The following is a 19570-nucleotide window of genomic DNA, read 5'->3' as shown; positions in this document are numbered from 1 at the left end:
ATTTCTGCTTGCAAAGAATTATTTAATTAAGCCGTTAGGATCAATGATGAGTGCGACTTGTCCATCACCGAGAATCGTTGCTCCTGAAATCCCTTGAATATTCGGTAAATATTTGCCCAGTGTTTTAATAACAATTTCGTTCTGTCCAATAAAATCATCGATTGCCAAAGCTGCAAGCTGCTCTCCTTTACGAATAACAACAATCTCGATTTCGTCCTCTGCTTCATCACTGTAGTCTTCCACATCAAAAAACTCAGCAAGTGACACGAAAGGAACTAACGCTTCTCTAAATGAGATCATTTTGGTTCCATGAACCATACGAATTTTTTCTTTTTTCACAATGCCTGTTTCTACGATGGAAGAAAGCGGGATCGCGTATTTCTCGCTTCCAAGCTTAATGAGCATGGCTGAAATAATAGAAAGAGTCAGCGGCAATTGAACTGAAAAGTTTGTTCCTTTTCCCGGGACGGAATGTATGGTCACATTTCCGCCAAGTGAAGTAATTTTCGCCTTCACTACGTCAAGACCGACGCCTCTGCCTGAGATGTCTGAGATCGTTTCTGCTGTACTAAAACCAGGCGCAAACAATAACTGAAAGACTTGCTGATCTGTCATCGCTGCGGATTCGGCTTCGGTTACCACACCGCGTGATATAGCAACTTTGACTAATTTATCTCGGTATATCCCGGCTCCATCGTCTTCAATCTCAATAAATACATGGTTGCCGCTATGGAAAGCCCTTAATTGAATCGTACCCGTTTCGGATTTCCCCGACTCCACTCGAGTAGAAATGGACTCCACCCCGTGGTCTACTGCGTTACGTAATAAATGAACGAGCGGGTCCCCAATCTCATCAATCACTGTACGATCCAGTTCTGTATCCGCACCTGTAATAACAAGATCCACTTTTTTATTTAGTGATTTAGCCAAATCCCGAATCATTCTTGGGAACCGGTTGAACACGGTATCTACAGGAACCATTCGAAGTTTAAGCACGATATTTTGGAGATCCGAGCTAACTCGGCTCATATGGGCAACCGTTTCGATTAAGTCGGTATGCTCCAGCTCATTAGAGAGTTGTTCTAAACGAGAACGATCAATTAATAATTCGCTAAAGAGGTTCATTAGAACGTCTAACCTTTCAATATCTACGCGAATCGTTTTAGAAGCTGCAGGTGCGGTATTTGTTTTTGCAGCAGCTCGAACTGTTTTTTCTTTTTCATCGCCGGGTACTGCTTTAGGAGTCTCTGTGTTCTTACTATTCGTATCTGCTTCTGATATTGCTTCTGCTATTACTTCAGGCTTTTCGATCACTTCCGCAGCTGCTGCTGCTTCATTAGCCCCAAGTCCAAGCATTTCTTCTGTTAATGGAATAACGTGCACTTCTTCGATCTCTGAAATATTAAGAATTGCTTTCTTTAACTCTTCTGATTGCATTTGTGTTATGTAATATAAAGAAAACTCATATTCAAATTGGTCTTGTTCGATCTGCTCCACGGATGGCTCTGTCTTGACCACATCACCAGAACGTTCCAGCAAATCAAATACCATATAAGCACGAACTGATTTCAACTGGCTTGTTCTGCTAATGATCACTCTTATAAACATAACTCCTTGTCCAGCTTGGATGGACTGTATGAGTACCGAGTTTTGAAACTCATCAAGTGCAGGCATGGAAGTTGCAGACCCCGTATTTGAATCTTTAGATACTTCTATGGAAGAAGGATCACTCTCTTCCCCTTTTTCAATGGCTTGTAGAGAAGAAACGATATGGGAAACATCCAGCTTCCCCTCTCCACCTGCCATGATATCCTGTACCATGGACTCGAGTGCATCAAGACTTTGGAACAAAACATCAAAAATTGATTCCTTCATTTGGAGCTTTTCATTCCGTACAAGATCGAGCACATTTTCCATTTTATGAGTCAGAGAAGCAAGATCCTCAAACCCCATCGTTGCTGCCATCCCTTTTAAGGTATGTGCAGATCTAAAAATGACTTGAACAATCGATAAATCTTCGGGACTTTGTTCAAGCTCTAACATTTTTTCGTTCAAAGATTGCAGATGATCGTTAGACTCATCAATAAACATGGACAAATATTGATTCATATCCACTTTGAAATACCCCCTTCGTGAATTAGGTTTGGTTCATAACCGCTTGGATCAGCTTTGAGGTTAATTCTTCTAGAGGCAATACCTGCTCAGCACAGGCGAGTTCAACTGCTGCACGCGGCATTCCATACACAACACAGCTTTCTTCATTCTCTGCAAAAGTGGAACGAACACCTGTATCGTAAAGACGCTTCATCATCCTAGCTCCATCACTGCCCATCCCTGTAAGAAGAACGATATGTCTTTGCAGTTTAGAATAGGGAATAATCGATTCGAAAAGTGTATCTACGGAAGGGCGATGTCCATTTACTATTTCTTCCTGGCTTAAACGAAGTTCGTATTTTCCATTTGTCCCTTCTTTCACCCTCACGTGATATCCGCCTGGAGCAATATATGCTACTCCTGTTTCTAACTGCATCCCTTGCTCTGCTTCAACTACCCGAATCTCGCTGAATGAATCAATCCGGTTCGCAAGCGATCTGGTAAAGTCAGGCGGCATATGCTGCACAATGACGATGGGAGCGGGGAAATCTTTAGGAATTTGAGATAACAACGTTTTAAGCGCCCGCGGTCCACCGGTAGAACATCCAATCGCTACAAGTTGCTGGAACATCGTATGGGTCTTTTCTTTTTCACTTTGTATATCTTCCGGCATATTCGCTATATTTCTGCGTTGAAACGCTTTGGACATATCATGAGTTTCCAAAGACACAGGAAATTCAAATGAAGAAACGTTCGTTTTTTTCGGATTGCTATTCTTGACTTTTTTATCGATCTTGTCGGTCTTGTTATTCTTAGAACTCTTATTATTCTTACCTGTGACTGGCTTCGGCGAAAAAATCGGCTTCGGTTCTTTTATTTGTGTCTCTTTTACAGGACGTGACTTAGAGAGTTGAGAATGATTCAATTTCTGAATGATGAGAGATGGAACTTCATGCTGCCCTTGTGTTGGCAAGTCTCGTTTTTCCATCAGCGACTCTTCACTCAATTTTCTTTCTGCACGCCTCGCCTTCATAAGCATGGCTTCTTTCATCTGATTCCGAAGCTCTTTCCCCACTTCTTCGATGTCCTGTCCATGATTAATTGACGGTTTTCGTATAAAATCAAATGCTCCCGCTTCTAGTGACATAATCGTCTCTCGTAAACCCATTTCATTGATACCCGAAAGCATAATAATAGGGATCTCGTCCTCAGCCACAATCACTTTAAGGGCATCAAGTCCATTAAGTACAGGCATCTCTACATCCATGGTTATAAGATCAGGGTGGTGTTCTCTTGCTTTTTCTATTGCTTCTTTTCCTGTAGCCGCGGTACCCATGACTTTAAAGGCTGGATCTTGCTCAATTAAATCGGTAATGATTTTCCTCATAAAAGCTGAATCATCTACAACAAGTACTTGATAGACTGACATGTTTTGGCACCCCTGAATTTAAGTGAAACCTACATTAGATGGTTTTCTTTAACCATTTATTTATAAAACCTTTGAATCCTTGTGTATTCTGTGTCAAAGGTAATGCAAGGTCCATATATCCTGCTGCAATTCTTTCCATATCTCGGGAGGCAGTACACTGCGGATACATCACCGTAAATGGTGTTTGCTTCTTCACAGCTCGCATCACATGCGGATCGTCTGAAACATGCCCCAGCAAAGGAATAGCAGCATTTAAAAATCGTTTTGCAACAAGTCCAATTTTAGCGCTGACTTGTTCCGCTTCTCTTCTATTCTCAGCCCGGTTCACCACCATGCTGAAAGGTATTGGTTCACTAAGATGCCTGTGCATCACTTTTATTAATGCGTAAGCATCCGTAATTGAAGTAGGCTCCGGCGTCGTAACTACAATGCACTCATCAGCGGCGGCAATAAAACGTCTGTTCTCTAGAGACAGACCAGCTCCGGTGTCAAACAAAATATAATCGTATTCGTTAGAAAGCCGGTCCAGGTCAGATGTAAAACCATGAATGTCTTCTTCCGATAGAGTCAAAAGTTCAATGAGCCCTGATCCACCTGCCACAAAAGGCAGTCCATGCGGACCAAATTGAATAATATCTTGAATTCTTTTTTCACCCTTGAGTACGTGATATACACTAAACCGAGAAGATACGCCCATTAAAACATCGATATTCGCCATCCCCAGATCCGCATCAAACACCAGTACCTTTTTCCCGGCTGCATGAAGTTTTAGAGCTAAATTCAGTGTGAAGTTTGATTTGCCTACGCCTCCTTTCCCGCTCGATATCGCAATGAGTCTGGCTTGATTCAGTTTCTTGCCCTGAACCAAGTTCTCCTCATTCAGCTGCGGAAGGGAATTGTTCAACATCATTTCTCTAAGAGAAGCCGCTTGATCTATCATGACGGCTCACTCCCGAGAATAAAATCGGCCAGTTTCTTCGGATCAGGAAGTATAATATCTTCCGGTACGTTTTGCCCCGTTGTAATGTAAGCCAGCTTACTTGGATACTGTTTCAGGACGTTGAAGAGTGATCCAAGTGTATCTGTTTCATCGATTTTAGTAAAAATCAGTTTTGGGGTTCCGTATTTATGAAAATGATCCAGTATCGTCAGCATGTCTTCTGTTTTGGATGTCAGGCTGAGTACCACAAAAAGCTCGCTATCCGGTTCATCCGGCAATAAGCTTTTGAGTTCAGAAACCGTAATCTCATTACGATAATTACGGCCCGCTGTGTCCATCAGAATCAAATCACAATCAGAGAGATGATCTAGTGCTCTTATGGTATCTGCAGGTGACTGCACGACTTCAAGCGGGATACCGAGAATGGCCGCATACGTCCGTAACTGTTCAACAGCGGAAATACGATACGTATCCGCAGTAATGAGCCCCACCTTTCGTTTATGCTTAAACATCTGCTCGGCAGCAAGTTTCGCTATGGTTGTTGTTTTGCCTACGCCTGTAGGGCCTGCCACGTATACAATACGAGTGGACTTGTTAATTCCGTCTGTAATCCGCTTCGATAAAAAATCCTCGATCAGAGGTCTAACGATGCTTTCTCCCGCTTCTCCCCCTGACTCCTGAAGAGTCCCTTTTGCAGAATCCATCCAGTTGCTCCAAATGTCCGTGGCAATTCCTTGATCTTTCAGTTTCATGCGGATCTCATTCAAATCTCCAAGTAAACTTGCTTCATTTAATTGACTCTCAGCGATTGTAGCCATGAACGTTTTCATCTGACTGATTTCTTGGAAAAGTTGCTCCGTCAGACTTCCTGCTTCTATTTCACCTGCCCGCAGCCCCTGCCTTAAAGAAACGGAAAAATCCGCGCCTTCCGGGTGCGGCTGTAACTCTGCAGGAGGACTCGGAGCTTCTTCTGATTCTTGCGTTTTATATTGCAGAGTCGCCTTTGGCTTTATTTCGTTCGTTTTTGATAAAGGCCTAGCAGCTGTCTCATTTGCACGCAAACTCCCTGCCTTTCGGTATGCATCAGGAACAGCAGCCCTCGGCATGGCAGGAATAGCAGCAGAAGGAACCTCAGCAGGCTCCTTTTGCTGTTCTTTCTCCTCTTCAACTGCTGCGATGACTTCGATCTTATGTTTGCGAAGTATTCCAGCTAAACCACTTGCTCGAACGGTTTTGGTAGATAAGATCACCGCATCTTGTCCCAGTTCGTTCCGAATGAGTTTCATGGCTTCGGGCATGGTATCCACGATGTATTTTTTCATTTTCATAAGTTCACCACCCCAACGCTTTGAATTTCAACATTTGGTTCTAGCTCACTGTAGGACAACACAGGTATATCTTGCATCGTTCTTTCAATAATCTGCCGGAGGTACATCCGAATGGTAGGTGATGTAAGAACAATAGGTTGTTGACCCGACTGAATCAGACGATTGACTTGTTCCGTCAATTTTTGATACAGTGTTTGACTTGATACAGGATCTAGTGCTAAATAGCTCCCTTGCTCTGACTGCTGAACACTCTCGGCAATTTTTTTCTCAAGATTAGGTCCTACTGTAATCACCCGCATCGTCTCCCCTTTCAGGGTATACTGCTGAGTTATTTGTCTTGATAGAGCTTGTCTTACATATTCCGTGAGAACATCTGGGTCTTTTGTATATGTACCATAGTCCGCTAATGTCTCTACAATCGTCACCATGTCACGTATAGAGATCTTCTCTCTAAGCAGCTTAGCTAGAACTTTCTGAACATCTCCGATTGAAAGTACAGTAGGAATCAATTCATCTACAAGTGCTGGATAACTTTCTCTTAAATTATCTATAATTGCTTTCGTTTCTTGACGTCCTAACAGTTCATGTGCATGTCTCTTAATCAGTTCTGTCAGATGTGTTGCCACAACAGATGGAGGATCGACGACGGTGTAACCTGATAACTCTGCACGGTCTTTTGTGAGCTCATCTATCCATAACGCGGGAAGCCCAAAAGCCGGTTCCATCGTCTCAATACCGCTGATCGAATCATCATCATACCCTGGGCTCATTGCTAAGTAATGGTTAAGTAACAATTCTCCCCCGCCCACGACGTTGCCTTTGATCTTGATTACATATTCACTAGGTCTAAGCTGTATATTGTCGCGGATCCGAATTACAGGAACAACAAGGCCGAGCTCAAGCGCACACTGCCTGCGGATCATAATGATCCGATCAAGTAGATCTCCGCCTTGTCCGGTATCTGCAAGAGGAATGAGTCCATACCCAAATTCAAATTCAATAGGATCCACCTGAAGCAGGTTAATTACACTCTCTGGACTTCGAACTTCCTCAATCTGCTGTTCTTCCTCCATCTGTTCCTCGGAAATCTGCTTACTATTCAGATTCTTCTGCATTTTCCAACCTCCGAAAAATAGCAGCCCTGCCAGAGGCAAGGTAGTAATTGGACCGATTGGCGTAAAGACTCCAAGGAAAGTTACCGTAGCTGCCACGATATAGATAAGCTTTGGATATGAAAATAACTGACCTGTAATATCATCCGCAAAGGAACCATCAGATGCTGCTCTAGTTACAATTAGTCCGGAAGCTGTAGAAATCAGGAGTGCAGGAATCTGGCTTACCAGTCCATCCCCAATGGTTAACAGGGAATACGTAGAGATGGAATCGCCAAAGCTCATTCCTAACATAACCATCCCAATAATGAATCCGCCGACGAGATTGATCAGCAAGATCACAATACTTGCAATCGCATCGCCTTTCACAAACTTACTTGCACCATCCATGGCCCCGTAAAAGTCAGCTTCTCGTTCAATTTTACTGCGTCTCTCTTTTGCCTGTTGTTCGTTAATAAGGCCTGCATTGAGATCCGCATCAATACTCATTTGTTTACCCGGCATCGCATCGAGCGTAAATCTTGCTCCTACCTCAGCGACACGTTCAGACCCCTTTGTAATCACGATAAACTGGACAACAACCAAGATTAGGAACACGATAAAACCAACAATGGGTTGTCCGCTGGATATCCAGCTTCCGAAAGTCGCAACTACTTTTCCGGCATAAGCATCAGCAAGAATATGTTTGGTAGTTGAAATGTTCAATGACAGTCGAAATAATGTCGTTACAAGCAGTAAAGAAGGAAAGATAGAGAAATCCAAAGCTTCCTTCGTATTCATCGCTACGAGCAAGATCATGAGTGCAATTGCAATATTGATGACCAAAAGTACATCTAGTAATCCAACGGGTATAGGTAGAATCATCATGAGCACAACGCCGATAATTCCAACTAGAACTGATAATTCTTTTATTTTCACTGGTTTCTGTGCCTCCGATTCCCCGATGGTTTATTTCTGCCTTTTAAGTTATACACATATGCCAATACTTCAGCGACCGCCTGAAAAAGATCTGCAGGAATGGAATCGCCAATCTCTGCACGCTGAAACAATGCTCTAGCCAGCGGCTTATTTTCCATAAGCATAATTCCATTATCCTTCGCAATCTCCCTTATTCGGAGCGCTACATGATCTGCCCCTTTTGCCAGCACCTGTGGAGCATCCATTTCATTTCCATCGTACTTTAGCGCTACAGCAAAATGGGTTGGATTTGTAATGATGACATCTGCATTTGGAATCTCCTGCATCATTCGCTGCATTGCCATACGTCTTTGACGCTCACGAATCTTCCCTTTGATGAGAGGGTCGCCCTCCATCTTTTTATACTCATCTTTGATATCCTGCTTCGACATTCGTATGTTCTTCTCGTATTCATATTTTTGGTACATATAATCGAGTATAGCGAGGACAAACAAGGCGATGCCTATATTAAGCCCCAGTTTCTTAGTCATCTCTGCAGCAAAGGTCAGGATTCCCTCTGATGTTAGGTGGCTGAGCCTGGCGAACTGATCTTTTGCCCCCCACAGAATGTTATATACAAGAAAACCAATAATGAGCATTTTCAAAACGGACTTAAGCAGCTCTACAATGGATTTCATGGATAGAATATTTTTAAACCCTTTGATCGGATCAAGCTTGTTAAATTTGGGTGTAAGACCTTCTCCAGTGAGCAAAAATCCGACTTGTAAATAATTCACCAAGATTCCAACGATAACGCCAGCCGCAAAAACAGGAGCAAGAATAATTAAAATCTGAATGCCGAGCTGTCCGAACATTGACATGACATTAGGAATCGTAACATCCATAGTAAGCCTGTGCATAAAGATATCTGTAAAAGCATAGGTTATTCGTTCTTTATAAAAATCACCAAAAATAACGAAACACATAAAGCAGGTGAGCAAAATGGCCGCTCCGGAAACTTCCATACTTTTTGCAACTTGCCCTTTTTTTCTTGTTTCCTGACGTTTCTTGGGCGTCGCTTTTTCTGTCTTCTCTCCGGAAAACATCTGCAGGTCCAGTTTAAATCTCATCCTACTCTCCTCCCGCATTTGCCTTATTTATGGTCTCTGACCAACCACCTCTAAGACTCCTTGCATTGCTTCAAATAAAACACCGAACAAATTTTCAAAAACGTACAGTAAGCCTGGTACGATGAGTAACATCATGGAGAGACCTACAATAATTTTCAGTGGAACCCCTATAACAAAGACATTAAACTGCGGTGCTGTTCTGGCAAGAAATCCAAGCCCTACGTCGGTCATAAATAAAGCAACCACCAGCGGTGCAGCCATCTGAAACGCAAGCATAAAAGCTTGTGCAAAGGCACGGATCAGGAGTTCTGCAACACTACCATTTGAAAATGCCTGAAAAATATCGTTTCCAGCAAGAGGCACCCATCTATAACTGTATACGATGGCATCGAGCATCCTATGATGTCCGTTCATGGTCAGAAACAGCAGCATTGCAAAAGCATACTTCAGATTCCCTGTGAGAGGCACTGAGGTACCTGTCATTGGATCAAACACATTTGCCATACTAAAACCAATCTGGATATCAATGAACGCTCCTGCTGTTTGTATCGCCGTGATCATGAGAAGTGCAACATAACCTAGCAGCAGTCCCATTAAGACTTCCTTAAATATAAGCAGTACGTAAGCTGCATCCATCGCAATAACTTGGTCCGTACCAAAAGTTAAATAAACAATCATTGTAATAAAAACAGATAATCCTATTTTGAATATTTGAGGTACCCCTGGTGTAGAAAACACGGGCGCTACTACAAAAAAAGCTGTTATTCGACAAAAAATTAGCAAAGCTACCGAAAATCCTTGAAGTATCATCTCCATGATTGATCAACCTACCCGATATAGTTGTGAAGATTGTCCAAGATGTTATAAGTGAAATCAACCATGGTTGCGAGAATCCAAGGGCCAAATAACAATAGTGCCAATAGAACGGCTACAATCTTAGGGACAAAAGCTAACGTTTGTTCTTGAATCTGCGTTGTTGCTTGAAAAATACTAATGATCAGCCCTACAACAAGTCCAAGGACCAGCATGGGGGCACTTATTTTCAGAGCGACAAAGATTGCTTGCCCTGCTAGCTCAATAATAAAATCCCCTGTCAAGGCGCCACCTCCCAATGTCTAGATGATCCTTGCACTACGGACTGAAGCTAAGGAGTAATGATTTAACGACGAGATACCAGCCATCTACCAGTACAAAAAGAAGAATTTTGAAAGGAAGAGAAATCATGACCGGCGGCAACATCATCATCCCCATTGCCATAAGGGTACTTGACACAACAATATCAACGACCAAAAAGGGAATAAAAATCATGAATCCCATCTGAAAGGCGGTTTTCAGTTCACTGATTGCATACGCGGGAACCATGACAGTGAGCGGAATATCCTCATAAGTTTCCGGCTTCTCCATCCCGTTGTAATCCATGAACAGAAGCAAATCTTTTTCCCTTGTATGTGAGAACATAAATTTCTTCATGGGTTCCGCGGCTTCATTCAGTGCCTCCATTTGTGTTAACTCGCCTTTTAAGTAAGGTTGAAGCGCAACATCATTAATGGTAGATATCGTTGGAGACATAATAAATAAAGTAAGAAAAAGAGCTAGTCCAACGAGCACCTGATTTGGCGGCATTTGATTGGTACCCAGTGATGTTCGTACAAAACTTAAAACAATAACGATTCTAGTAAAACTTGTCATCAGTACTAGAATGGCGGGTGCAATACTGATAATGGTGACAAAAAGAATGATGGATAAAGAGCTTGTGCCAGGCTCTCCGCTATCCCCATTCCCAATCTCAATATTGATATCCGGGATGGGCTGAGCATACGCTTCCGTCCCCATCGTGAGTTGGAGAACCGCCCATAGTAAACAGACTATTACCATCTTTTTGTTCATGAATCTCTCGACCGCTCTCTTGTTTCTTCTTCTTCAAGCAAGCGTTCCATTTGATCCTTACGATCAGGCATCTCTCGAAGCTTCTTCTCGAATAAAGCATGAAATGAAGCTTCTTCCATGTCGAAGGACTCCGCTTTATTTTTACTGAGCTTATTCTTTACACCTGTGATGAGATTGGCGAAGGAAGGTTCTGATGTCCCTTCCCTTTCAAACTGAGCGACTAGCGCTCTGATCTCCTCAGGGTCAGACAACGTGTCAATCCTATTCACATCGTCTCCAATCCCAAGTATATAAAGCTTGCTGCCAACTTCGACAATTTGAAGTGACTTGCCAGGTCCAAGTCCCACTCCACCGATGACTCTCATCGTCCGTTTCTGAAAAAAAGATTGATTCTTTCTTCCCAAAAAGCGAATCAAAAGAACAATACAAATGACTATGATAATAAGTACGAATACGACAGAGAAGATCGATCCAAAGTAACTTGATCTCAAGGAATCCGTTTGACCTGAATCTGTCATTTACATTAAATGCCTAGTGTCTTATTAATTGCTTCAATTACGCGATCCGATTGGAAAGGCTTCACAATAAAGTCTTTTGCTCCTGCTTGAATCGCATCAATTACCATTGCTTGTTGTCCCATTGCGGAACACATAATCACTTTAGCGTTAGGATCTACTTTTTTAATTTCTTTAAGTGCAGCAATACCATCCATCTCTGGCATCGTAATATCCATTGTAATCAAGTCAGGGCGAAGTTCTTTAAACTTCTCAATTGCCTGTGCTCCGTCTTGAGCTTCACCAACAACCTCAAACCCGTTCTTACTCAAAATATCCCGTATCATCATTCTCATAAATGCTGCGTCGTCCACGATTAGAATTCGATTTGCCATGTTAATTAAAATCCTCCTTGAATATGTTGCTTATTGTATTTTCTGCAGTCGGTCCCACTCGCTTACGATATCGGTTACTCGTACTCCAAAATTCTCATCAATGACAACCACTTCGCCCTTCGCAATCAGCTTCTGATTGACAAGGATATCCACAGGCTCACCAGCCAGTTTATCGAGTTCAATGATGGAGCCCTGAGACAATTCCAGAATATCCTTAATTTGCTTTTGGGTCCTTCCTAATTCTACGGTTACTTTTAGTGGTATGTCCATCAATAAATTCAAATTATTGTCGTTTGCTTGCCCAAAAGCTCCATTTTGGAAATTTGCGAACTGCACTGGTTGCACATTCACACCACGCGCGTGCATGTTTCCGTAATGGTGAGGCTCTGGATTCGACATTTGCGCAGGTTGCTGCATCCCTTGGTTAGGGTAATTTGGATATGGGTTCTGCTGCTGCGGTATAGGTGCTTGCCAAGGATCCTGGTAAGGAACATTCGGTTGTGCTTGATGCATTTGCTGCTCATAAGCAGGAGATTCATACACTGCCGGTTCTGGCGGCGCACTTGCTGGTTCTTCCACCTGTGCAGATGCTTCGGTCATATGGCCTGTAGAAACCTCTTCCATCTCTTCTGTGCCATGAATGAGCATTCTTACCATGTCTTTTGAAAAATCAACTCTCAGCAATTGCATAATCGTAGAATCGATTAAATCCCCAATAAGCAGACGGAATGAAACTTTAATCATCGTTTCATCCACAGGGAAATTATTTAACCCTTCCCCGCTAGTTGTGTTAAGAATATCTATACTTGGCGGTGATATATTTACGAATCGGTTGAATAGAGTAGACATCGATGTGGCTGATGAACCCATCATTTGATTCATTGCTTCTTGAACGGCACTGATATGAATTTCATTCAGTTCTTCGTCCTCTGGATTCCCTTCACCGCCAAGCATGAGATCCGCGATGACTTGTGCATCTCTTTTCTTGATTACAAGTGAATTTATCCCTTCAAAACCGTCTACATAAGTGACATGAACGGTCACATGTGGTTTAGGGAATTCCTTTTCAAACTCTGATCTTTTAATAATCGAAATTTTCGGTGTTGTTATTTCTACTTTATTACCTAATAACGTAGAAAGTGCTGTCGCCGCGCTGCCAAATGTGATGTTCCCAATCTCACCGAGGGCATCCTGTTCGAGCGGGGTCAAATAATCATCCACTGTTTGCACCACCGGCTCACCGCTGGAAATCGATTCGGTTTGCTTTAATAAAGCATCGATCTCTTCCTGGGACAAAAAGTCTTTACTCGTCAAGTTCTTCAACTCCTTCAATGAGGATCTCATCTATCTGTACTGCTACTCGGTCTCTGAGACTGCCTGGACTTCCTATAAATTTGGCCTTTTCGCCTACTTTAATGGTTAATCCTTCGTTTACCGGTTTACCTAGTGCGATCACATCGCCGACGCCAAGCGACAGAAACTCAGCAATCGATATTTGGGATTCACCGAGCTCCGCGATAATCGGAAGTTTGGCTTTTTTCACTCTTTCTTTCAAAGCGACCATTTCTTCAGGAGCCCGTGATTTTTTCTCGGATATAAACCACTGATGGGTTGAAAGTTTGGACATGATCGGTTCCACAACGACATGTGGAATGCAAAGGTTGATCATGCCTGTCGTATCCCCAATCTTTGTGCTTAGCGAGATGAGAGCAATCGTCTCATTTGGCGATACAATTTGCATAAACTGTGGATTCGTTTCTAACGCCTCCATGCGGGGGTTAATATCAAGAACCGTTTTCCAAGCTTCTTGCAAACTGTCGAATGCTTTGCTGAAAATGCGCTCCATAATGGTGATTTCAATCTCAGTCATGGTGTTTACTTTCGCAGTAGATGTACCTGGGCCCCCAAGCAGACGATCGAGCATTGCATAAGCAACATTCGGATTTACCTCAAGTACCATTCTTCCTTGAAGCGGTTCTGCCTCAAAGATATTCAAAATGGTCATTTTAGGAATGGAGCGAATAAACTCGTCATATGGCAATTGTTCTACTTGAACCACATTGATCTGAACAAACGTGCGCAGCTGAGCGGAAAAATAAGTCGTTAGATACCGAGCAAAGTTCTCATGAATTCGGGTTAAACTTCGAATATGATCTTTAGAAAAACGAACGGCTCTCTTAAAGTCGTACGACCTTATTTTCCTCTGACTATCTTCCTTTTTCAGCTCTTCAGCATCCATTTCTCCAGAGGAAAGTGCTGCGAGGAGGGCATCAATTTCATTTTGTGATAATACATCAACCATTTCATTCACCCCCTTGCAGGTTTAAAATTGAGCTTAGGACTCATTACATCATTGGCGTCGAAAGGAACTTTGTTATTCGAATATGTTGTATTTGGCCTTCTGTCAGTTCTTTGTTAATTAGAACTTTCAACTCGCTGTTAAATTTCTTTCTTCCTGACGTTACATTCAGCGTTTCAGGGCTTGTCTCTGCCAGCTTTTGAATAATAATTGGAGTTACCACCAAATCTTTAATTTTCTCAAAATCCTCATTTGCCTTTTTGCTATCCAATTGGAAGGCAAAGTTCATTTGCACAAGATAATTAGGATCAGCCAAGTTTGTTTTGATATCAATAATTTCTGAACTTACCTCAACAATTTCATCTGCTGATAAGTGTGGTTTGCTTTCGCTCACCTTCGAGGCTGGCTGTTCGTTTCCCGGATTCATCTGCCCCTTCATAATGATGACCACCAGCACAATCAGTGTAACGGCAAGCATAATGGTAGAGATCCAGGGTAACATTTTCTTCATTTACATATCCTCCGTTTGCTGCTGCAATTTAATTGTCGCCGCATGGATACCAATTCCCCGGTTATATTCCTTGATCTTATCAATGACTTCCTCTGCTTTCTCAAGAACAATCAAACGTTTGCCTGTGATCAGGGTGATATATGTATCCGGTGTTTCTTCTACAGTCTCAATGAGCAACGCATTTAAAAACAGGCTTTCTCCGTTCAGCTTTGTAACTGCTATCATCTCTATACCTCCTGCAGTAACCTGACTCAGGGAGCAGCCTTTGCTCCCTGACGCAGATACTAGTCATTAACGTTTCAGATTGACGACTTCTTGAAGTATTTCATCAGAAGTGGTAATGATGCGGGAATTGGCCTGGAAGCCGCGCTGTGCAACGATCATCTCTGTAAACTCTCCGGTTAGATCCACATTTGACATCTCAAGCTGCCCTGCCACGATCGAACCCGTACCTGCTTCTGCATTATTAGCCGTTACAATTTCAAACTCACCATCGAGATTTGCATTCATCGTCATTCGATACAAATTGCCGCCGATTTTATCCAGACCGCTCGGATTAGATACTTTACCGATCCCTAGCTGAACACCGGCTTCCATCGTTCCATCAGCCATTTGCTGGTTAATGGTTCCATCCTGACCGATTGAAAAAGCGACAACATCATCATCAAGCTGAATAGGAGCGCCGCCAGAATCAAGCACGAACAGTCCATCCGAGGTAACCAGTCTGCGATTGGCATCTACATGAAAATCTCCAGCCCGCGTAAGGTAAGGAACTTCCTGATCTTCCGATAAGCTGACCAGGAAAAATCCATCTCCTTCCAGACGAAGATCTGTGGGATTATTCGTGGTCTGTGCACTGCCTGCTAAATGCATCGTATCGATCGATCCTACACTAACTCCAAGCCCTATCTGTTTAGAATTCACACCACCGGTATCATCTGTAGGAGCGGTTACTCCAGCGGTAGTTTGACTCATAATATCCTTAAACATCACTCGGCTTGATTTGAATCCTGTTGTATTCACGTTTGCGATATTATTACCGATGACATCCAGCTTCGTTTGAAACCCTCTCATGCCGGATACTCCGGAGTACATGGATTTAAGCATAATTAATTTAACCTCCGATTGGTTGATTGGCTGCTTCTGTCGATCCGCAAGCCATAGGCTTTCCGATAGGGCCAGCCTTCAAATAAATTAAGAAATAATAACAGCACTATCAATCTGGGTGAATACGCCTTCTGTTAACGAGGGGCCATTTACCGCAGTTACGATCGTTCGATTCTTTACATTTACAATAAAAGCGGTCTCTTCCATCAGCACAAGTGTTTCTTTGGAACCTTTGGCTGCAGCTTTATCTACAGCTTCAGCGATCTTTTCTAAATGATTTTTACCAAGCTCTATTCCACGCTGCTCTAACCTTTTTGAAGCATGATAACTAAGCTTTATACACTCACTATCTAGTAACTTGTTAAAAGAAACGGTCTCTTCTGATATGGACTTATGGGTATCACGGGTGCTTGGAGATTTCACCGTGCTTGCATAGAGCTGACCTACTCTAACAACGCCACTCATCCCTCAGCCCCATCGGCTTCTTCACTTACAACATTATTCTCCTGAGCAGAGGCACTCGCTTCCAAGACTTTATCTTCCGTTTTCACGTCACTGATCTGCGTAATGTCTTTTAATGGAATTTCTTTATTATGAATAACCGCATACTGTATTTGATCGCGAATAATAATGGATTCCACGACACCGCTCTGAACAGCACCTTCATTTGAACCCTCACTTTTACCAATCCAGCTGACTTGTTTTCCGATCAGTCCAGAAACCGCACCTAAAGATTGCGATAAATTTTGGAGTTGACCTGATATATTTGACAATTGTTCTACTGAGGTAAACTGAGCCATTTGAGCGATAAATTCTTTATCTTCCATCGGCTGCATTGGATTCTGGTTCTGTAACTGAGTAATCAGTATTTTCAAAAATTGATCTTTGCCCATCGCATCAGAGGATTCTTTACTCGCCGCTGTAGTTACATTAGAAGCTGAGTAGTTGGGCCAAATATTCGTTGTCGAAATGATATCTGCTGACATGTTCACACCCCGCTTCGCTCATTATATTTTGGCAGTGAATCCGCTTGTCTGCTCGCCTTCCGTATATAACTCCAAATCTTGCTGCTCCTGCATCCAAGTACGAAGTTCGTCCTGAATCTCTGCTGTAGTTAGTAGATCTTCACTGTTACGCTCTCGTTCTTTAGATCTGCGCTGGTTACCGGGCTGTCCGTTTGAACTGCCTCCGTCCTGATACATATGTGACGATAATGAGGTGTTCTGAGTCACTTCAAGTCGTTCAACCTGAATCCCTTGAGCCTGAAGTACAGCTCTGAGCTGCGTCATTTGCTGTTCGAGCAAATCCTTCGCTCCTGCATGTTCTGTCATGAACCTTGCAACCAAATGTCCATTTTGCATCGATAACTGCACGTCCAGTTGACCTAAATGCTGAGGTCTTAATGAGATGACCGCTTCTGTCATCCCCTGTTGCTTCACTATCTCAAATTTGCTGACAACAAATTCGGACATTTCTTTCGAAAATTGCTGAACGGGTATAACCGTTTCTGATCTAGTTAATGGTGCTGTTCCATTCTTTATAGCTAACTGGCCTGCAGTAATCAGGTTTGTTGCTTGATTATCCTGCGTATCCTCGGAATTCACTTCCTGAGAAGTTTCGGGATCTGCATTCTGCTGTATTGACTCGTCAAGAGTCGTTACCTTGATTACTTCTTTTGTTGCTAACTTGTTACTGCTGCCTTGTTCACTGAATTTATCCAGATTCTCAGCATCCCCCGATAAGAGGGAAGGTTCGATCGAAAACGTTGCTTTTTCTGCTGAATCGAAACTACTTTTTGCCAACAGGCTAAGTTCGGTCATCAGAGAATTTAACTTTGTAACAGAATCTGTTTTTACATCTGATTTTCCTAAAATCTCTTTCAGATTTTCGGTAAGCTGCTCCTGAGTATGTATAAGATCTTCAAATGGTGCAGCTGTTTCTGATTTTGTTTTACTTGCTTCTACTAACTGGTGCAGTACTTCTTGCAGTGCATACTTTACAGTAGCCGGCTCCTCTGATAGTGCATTCACAGCCTTAAGAGATACGTTTTGCTCAGCTGATTCTTCCTTGTTTGCAGGATAGAGATAATATAAGGCTTGCTGCAGCCAGCCCTTCAGATCGGCCATCATTTCTTCATGTTCTTCACTACGATCCAGATCTTCATCTTGCTCAAGTGTGGTAATGAGTTCATCAATGATCGTTTCTGCTTCCATCAGTAGAGTCGCTTCGTCCAACGTATTTAAATTCCCATCCTGAGTAACACTTTCATCTGGATTTACTATAGGAAAAGTAAACTTTGCCGGCGTTTCCTTGCTGCCCGCTTGATTCATTCCCTCACTTGTTGTCTGCATGTTCACCTGTAAAGCCGCTAGAAACCCAGTTGATTCATTTCCCAATGTCTTACTTGCCTCAGATCCAGAATCCATGAAACGAACTGCTTTTCCTACTTGTGAAAAAGAAGATATCATTTGTTTTTTTCACCTCCTCTTATTTGATATCAAAGTTCAACTAATTCTTACTGCCCATCAGGCGATTTAATATTTTTGCAGCAACAGCAGCATCAGCAGAAGACATTTGATCTAGTAATTTTGCTCTCGTTGCATCGTCTACTGTTTTTAAGATCGTGATCGCTTGATCTGGGCTCAGTTTATACGTCTCCAGAATTAAGTTTGCCCCACTGTCTGCTGACATCGATGAGAAGGTTTGTGTCAGTTCATTTTTATCCAAGTTCCGATTGTTAGATGTAGTCGTTGATGAAGCCTGTTTGTTGTTCATTTTGGACTGCAACGCAGCAATTGCCCGGCTTTCAGCAGTCGTTGTATTTTTTAGTGCCTCTGTAACCTCAGCAGCTGCCTTAGCCGTCATTTTCTCCAGAATGCTGCGTTGTGCATCTGGTTTCATCTCCGCAAGAAGTTGAACCTGCTCTTCGAGCGTCATACTTTGAACAATAGGAGCCGCCTTACTTGGCTTCATTTGACCGTACATTTTAGCAAGATCTTTCACTTGCTTTAAGTATGGATCTATGATTTCTGTTTCATTTGAGGCTGCTCCATCGCCACTTGAACTCGTTGTTACCTGTAGCTCTTTTATTTCATCTTCTAATTTCTGCACTTTGCTATCCTGTTTAGCTTTCTCCTCTTGCACCTGCTCAAGCTCCGTTTTTGCATCAGCAAGCTGTGTCTTTAATTTATCGATAACTGCCTTATTACTTTCAATTTGTTTCTCGGCTTGTCTTTCTTTTTGAGTTGCTGGATCTAACGCTTCCTCCGGTATCCATTCCTTCACTACCGGAATTTTGCTTGCAATATCGATCGCATTTTTTCTGAAATCAACATTCAGAACGACGAGCAGTACAGTAACCAGTACGAGACAAAAGACAACAGGGATTCCAATAATCATAAATTTCTCCCAAGCCCCTCTGGACTCTCGCTCCAGTTCCTCTCGATCCTTGTCTACCAACCATCATTCCTCCTTCGGTGCATCACGCCCGCACATTCGTTTAACGTGCTCTTACTGCAAAGCGCACCGTTGCCATTTCATCCAGTTCATTTTGTTCCTTAAGGAGCATCTCCTGTTGATAATGCATTTTTTCTTTTTCCCGCGCCTGGTTCCATACTTTTTCATCCAGCATTTTATCGTTCAAAAAAGCTTGGTTTTGTTTGACATTCACTTCAGCATGAGCCACATCATTATTCTTACGGCTGATGCATTCATCTAGATAGTGAATGTAACGATTCATCTCCTGTAAACTAGAAGCCGAAGCGCTTTGCAATGAGAAAGAAGAAATGCCTTCCAGGAGATTTTCTCGATCTCTCACAAGTTCCAGCAAATGATTTTCTTCGGCTTGCAGCTTTCCAATAGCAGAAGAGAGAAGCCACTCTGCCTGTGTTTTCTCTTTCGCCTTGAGATCCACAACTTTTTGAAAATGATAAGTAAACCCCATAATG

At 42.6% G+C, this 19570-nt stretch carries 21 protein-coding genes; all 21 read right to left on the bottom strand.

All coding sequences use genetic code 11. The features are described from left to right. Positions 1 to 18 precede the first annotated feature (18 nt). Entirely contained in the window at positions 19 to 2115 is a 2097-nt protein-coding gene (locus QPK24_RS09035) for a chemotaxis protein CheA (RefSeq protein ID WP_285748016.1), read from the bottom strand. 22 nt (positions 2116 to 2137) lie between these two features. Then, positions 2138 to 3523 carry a chemotaxis protein CheB gene (locus QPK24_RS09030; protein ID WP_285748014.1) on the bottom strand — a complete coding sequence of 462 codons (1386 nt, stop codon included), beginning with the start codon at positions 3521 to 3523 and terminating at the stop codon, positions 2138 to 2140. Positions 3524 to 3557: 34 nt separating this feature from the next. Then, entirely contained in the window at positions 3558 to 4463 is a 906-nt protein-coding gene (locus QPK24_RS09025) for a MinD/ParA family protein (protein WP_285748012.1), read from the bottom strand. Further along, positions 4460 to 5791 (bottom strand): flagellar biosynthesis GTPase FlhF, encoded by a 1332-nt coding sequence (gene flhF / locus QPK24_RS09020; protein ID WP_285748010.1) that lies wholly within the window; start codon positions 5789 to 5791, stop codon positions 4460 to 4462. The genes QPK24_RS09025 and flhF overlap by 4 nt, the downstream gene beginning before the upstream one ends. Then, a complete protein-coding gene (flhA, locus tag QPK24_RS09015; protein WP_285748008.1) occupies positions 5788 to 7821 on the bottom strand; it encodes a flagellar biosynthesis protein FlhA in 2034 nt (677 codons plus the stop codon). The genes flhF and flhA overlap by 4 nt, the downstream gene beginning before the upstream one ends. Further along, on the bottom strand, positions 7818 to 8930 hold the full coding sequence (gene flhB / locus QPK24_RS09010; RefSeq protein WP_285748006.1) for a flagellar biosynthesis protein FlhB: 1113 nt from the start codon (positions 8928 to 8930) through the stop codon (positions 7818 to 7820). Before flhB ends, flhA begins: the two co-directional genes overlap by 4 nt. A 27-nt stretch (positions 8931 to 8957) precedes the next feature. After that, positions 8958 to 9746 carry a flagellar biosynthetic protein FliR gene (gene fliR, locus QPK24_RS09005; protein ID WP_285748004.1) on the bottom strand — a complete coding sequence of 263 codons (789 nt, stop codon included), beginning with the start codon at positions 9744 to 9746 and terminating at the stop codon, positions 8958 to 8960. Between the two features lie 11 nt (positions 9747 to 9757). Then, on the bottom strand, positions 9758 to 10027 hold the full coding sequence (gene fliQ, locus QPK24_RS09000) for a flagellar biosynthesis protein FliQ (RefSeq protein ID WP_285748002.1): 270 nt from the start codon (positions 10025 to 10027) through the stop codon (positions 9758 to 9760). A 34-nt stretch (positions 10028 to 10061) separates the two neighbouring features. After that, on the bottom strand, positions 10062 to 10817 hold the full coding sequence (gene fliP, locus QPK24_RS08995; protein WP_285748000.1) for a flagellar type III secretion system pore protein FliP: 756 nt from the start codon (positions 10815 to 10817) through the stop codon (positions 10062 to 10064). Further along, positions 10814 to 11335 carry a flagellar biosynthetic protein FliO gene (locus tag QPK24_RS08990; RefSeq protein WP_285747998.1) on the bottom strand — a complete coding sequence of 174 codons (522 nt, stop codon included), beginning with the start codon at positions 11333 to 11335 and terminating at the stop codon, positions 10814 to 10816. The genes fliP and QPK24_RS08990 overlap by 4 nt, the downstream gene beginning before the upstream one ends. A 5-nt stretch (positions 11336 to 11340) precedes the next feature. Then, positions 11341 to 11706: a response regulator gene (locus QPK24_RS08985; RefSeq protein WP_191798395.1), complete on the bottom strand. Its 366-nt coding sequence runs from the start codon at positions 11704 to 11706 to the stop codon at positions 11341 to 11343. A 30-nt stretch (positions 11707 to 11736) separates the two neighbouring features. After that, entirely contained in the window at positions 11737 to 13020 is a 1284-nt protein-coding gene (fliY, locus tag QPK24_RS08980) for a flagellar motor switch phosphatase FliY (RefSeq protein WP_285747995.1), read from the bottom strand. Continuing rightward, the gene (gene fliM, locus QPK24_RS08975) at positions 13010 to 14008 is read right to left on the bottom strand and encodes a flagellar motor switch protein FliM (protein WP_213532562.1); all 999 of its coding nucleotides are present in this window, start codon (positions 14006 to 14008) and stop codon (positions 13010 to 13012) included. Before fliM ends, fliY begins: the two co-directional genes overlap by 11 nt. A 43-nt stretch (positions 14009 to 14051) precedes the next feature. Continuing rightward, on the bottom strand, positions 14052 to 14516 hold the full coding sequence (locus QPK24_RS08970; protein WP_285747991.1) for a flagellar basal body-associated FliL family protein: 465 nt from the start codon (positions 14514 to 14516) through the stop codon (positions 14052 to 14054). Next, complete coding sequence (locus tag QPK24_RS08965) at positions 14517 to 14741, bottom strand: flagellar FlbD family protein (RefSeq protein WP_285747989.1); 225 nt, start codon at positions 14739 to 14741, stop codon at positions 14517 to 14519. Positions 14742 to 14807: 66 nt separating this feature from the next. Beyond that, on the bottom strand, positions 14808 to 15623 hold the full coding sequence (flgG, locus tag QPK24_RS08960) for a flagellar basal body rod protein FlgG (protein ID WP_285747987.1): 816 nt from the start codon (positions 15621 to 15623) through the stop codon (positions 14808 to 14810). A gap of 87 nt (positions 15624 to 15710) precedes the next feature. Continuing rightward, the gene (locus QPK24_RS08955; RefSeq protein WP_285747985.1) at positions 15711 to 16088 is read right to left on the bottom strand and encodes a TIGR02530 family flagellar biosynthesis protein; all 378 of its coding nucleotides are present in this window, start codon (positions 16086 to 16088) and stop codon (positions 15711 to 15713) included. Next, positions 16085 to 16609 (bottom strand): flagellar hook capping FlgD N-terminal domain-containing protein, encoded by a 525-nt coding sequence (locus tag QPK24_RS08950; RefSeq protein ID WP_285747983.1) that lies wholly within the window; start codon positions 16607 to 16609, stop codon positions 16085 to 16087. Before QPK24_RS08950 ends, QPK24_RS08955 begins: the two co-directional genes overlap by 4 nt. Before the next feature lie 21 nt (positions 16610 to 16630). Next, positions 16631 to 18091 carry a flagellar hook-length control protein FliK gene (locus QPK24_RS08945; protein WP_285747981.1) on the bottom strand — a complete coding sequence of 487 codons (1461 nt, stop codon included), beginning with the start codon at positions 18089 to 18091 and terminating at the stop codon, positions 16631 to 16633. 40 nt (positions 18092 to 18131) lie between these two features. Continuing rightward, entirely contained in the window at positions 18132 to 19082 is a 951-nt protein-coding gene (locus QPK24_RS08940) for a magnesium transporter MgtE N-terminal domain-containing protein (protein ID WP_285747979.1), read from the bottom strand. A 40-nt stretch (positions 19083 to 19122) separates the two neighbouring features. After that, on the bottom strand, positions 19123 to 19566 hold the full coding sequence (fliJ, locus tag QPK24_RS08935; protein ID WP_285747977.1) for a flagellar export protein FliJ: 444 nt from the start codon (positions 19564 to 19566) through the stop codon (positions 19123 to 19125). Between the last annotated feature and the right edge of the window lie 4 nt (positions 19567 to 19570).

Origin of the sequence: Paenibacillus polygoni (genome assembly GCF_030263935.1) — a bacterium.
In the GTDB taxonomy this organism is placed as follows: Bacteria; Bacillota; Bacilli; order Paenibacillales; family Paenibacillaceae; genus Paenibacillus; species Paenibacillus polygoni.
This window is presented reverse-complemented; position numbering and strand designations above follow the sequence as displayed.

Bases quoted from the DNA above. Each gene is read 5' to 3' on its own strand.
- QPK24_RS09030 (WP_285748014.1), bottom strand. From the start codon at position 3,523: ATGTCAGTCTATCAAGTACTTGTTGTAGATGATTCAGCTTTTATGAGG.
- QPK24_RS09025 (WP_285748012.1), bottom strand. From the start codon at position 4,463: ATGATAGATCAAGCGGCTTCTCTTAGAGAAATGATGTTGAACAATTCC.
- flhF (WP_285748010.1), bottom strand. From the start codon at position 5,791: ATGAAAATGAAAAAATACATCGTGGATACCATGCCCGAAGCCATGAAA.
- flhB (WP_285748006.1), bottom strand. From the start codon at position 8,930: ATGAGATTTAAACTGGACCTGCAGATGTTTTCCGGAGAGAAGACAGAA.
- fliR (WP_285748004.1), bottom strand. From the start codon at position 9,746: ATGGAGATGATACTTCAAGGATTTTCGGTAGCTTTGCTAATTTTTTGT.
- fliP (WP_285748000.1), bottom strand. From the start codon at position 10,817: ATGAACAAAAAGATGGTAATAGTCTGTTTACTATGGGCGGTTCTCCAA.
- QPK24_RS08990 (WP_285747998.1), bottom strand. From the start codon at position 11,335: ATGACAGATTCAGGTCAAACGGATTCCTTGAGATCAAGTTACTTTGGA.
- QPK24_RS08985 (WP_191798395.1), bottom strand. From the start codon at position 11,706: ATGGCAAATCGAATTCTAATCGTGGACGACGCAGCATTTATGAGAATG.
- fliM (WP_213532562.1), bottom strand. From the start codon at position 14,008: ATGGTTGATGTATTATCACAAAATGAAATTGATGCCCTCCTCGCAGCA.
- QPK24_RS08970 (WP_285747991.1), bottom strand. From the start codon at position 14,516: ATGAAGAAAATGTTACCCTGGATCTCTACCATTATGCTTGCCGTTACA.
- QPK24_RS08965 (WP_285747989.1), bottom strand. From the start codon at position 14,741: ATGATAGCAGTTACAAAGCTGAACGGAGAAAGCCTGTTTTTAAATGCG.
- flgG (WP_285747987.1), bottom strand. From the start codon at position 15,623: ATGCTTAAATCCATGTACTCCGGAGTATCCGGCATGAGAGGGTTTCAA.
- QPK24_RS08955 (WP_285747985.1), bottom strand. From the start codon at position 16,088: ATGAGTGGCGTTGTTAGAGTAGGTCAGCTCTATGCAAGCACGGTGAAA.
- QPK24_RS08950 (WP_285747983.1), bottom strand. From the start codon at position 16,609: ATGTCAGCAGATATCATTTCGACAACGAATATTTGGCCCAACTACTCA.
- QPK24_RS08945 (WP_285747981.1), bottom strand. From the start codon at position 18,091: ATGATATCTTCTTTTTCACAAGTAGGAAAAGCAGTTCGTTTCATGGAT.
- fliJ (WP_285747977.1), bottom strand. From the start codon at position 19,566: ATGGGGTTTACTTATCATTTTCAAAAAGTTGTGGATCTCAAGGCGAAA.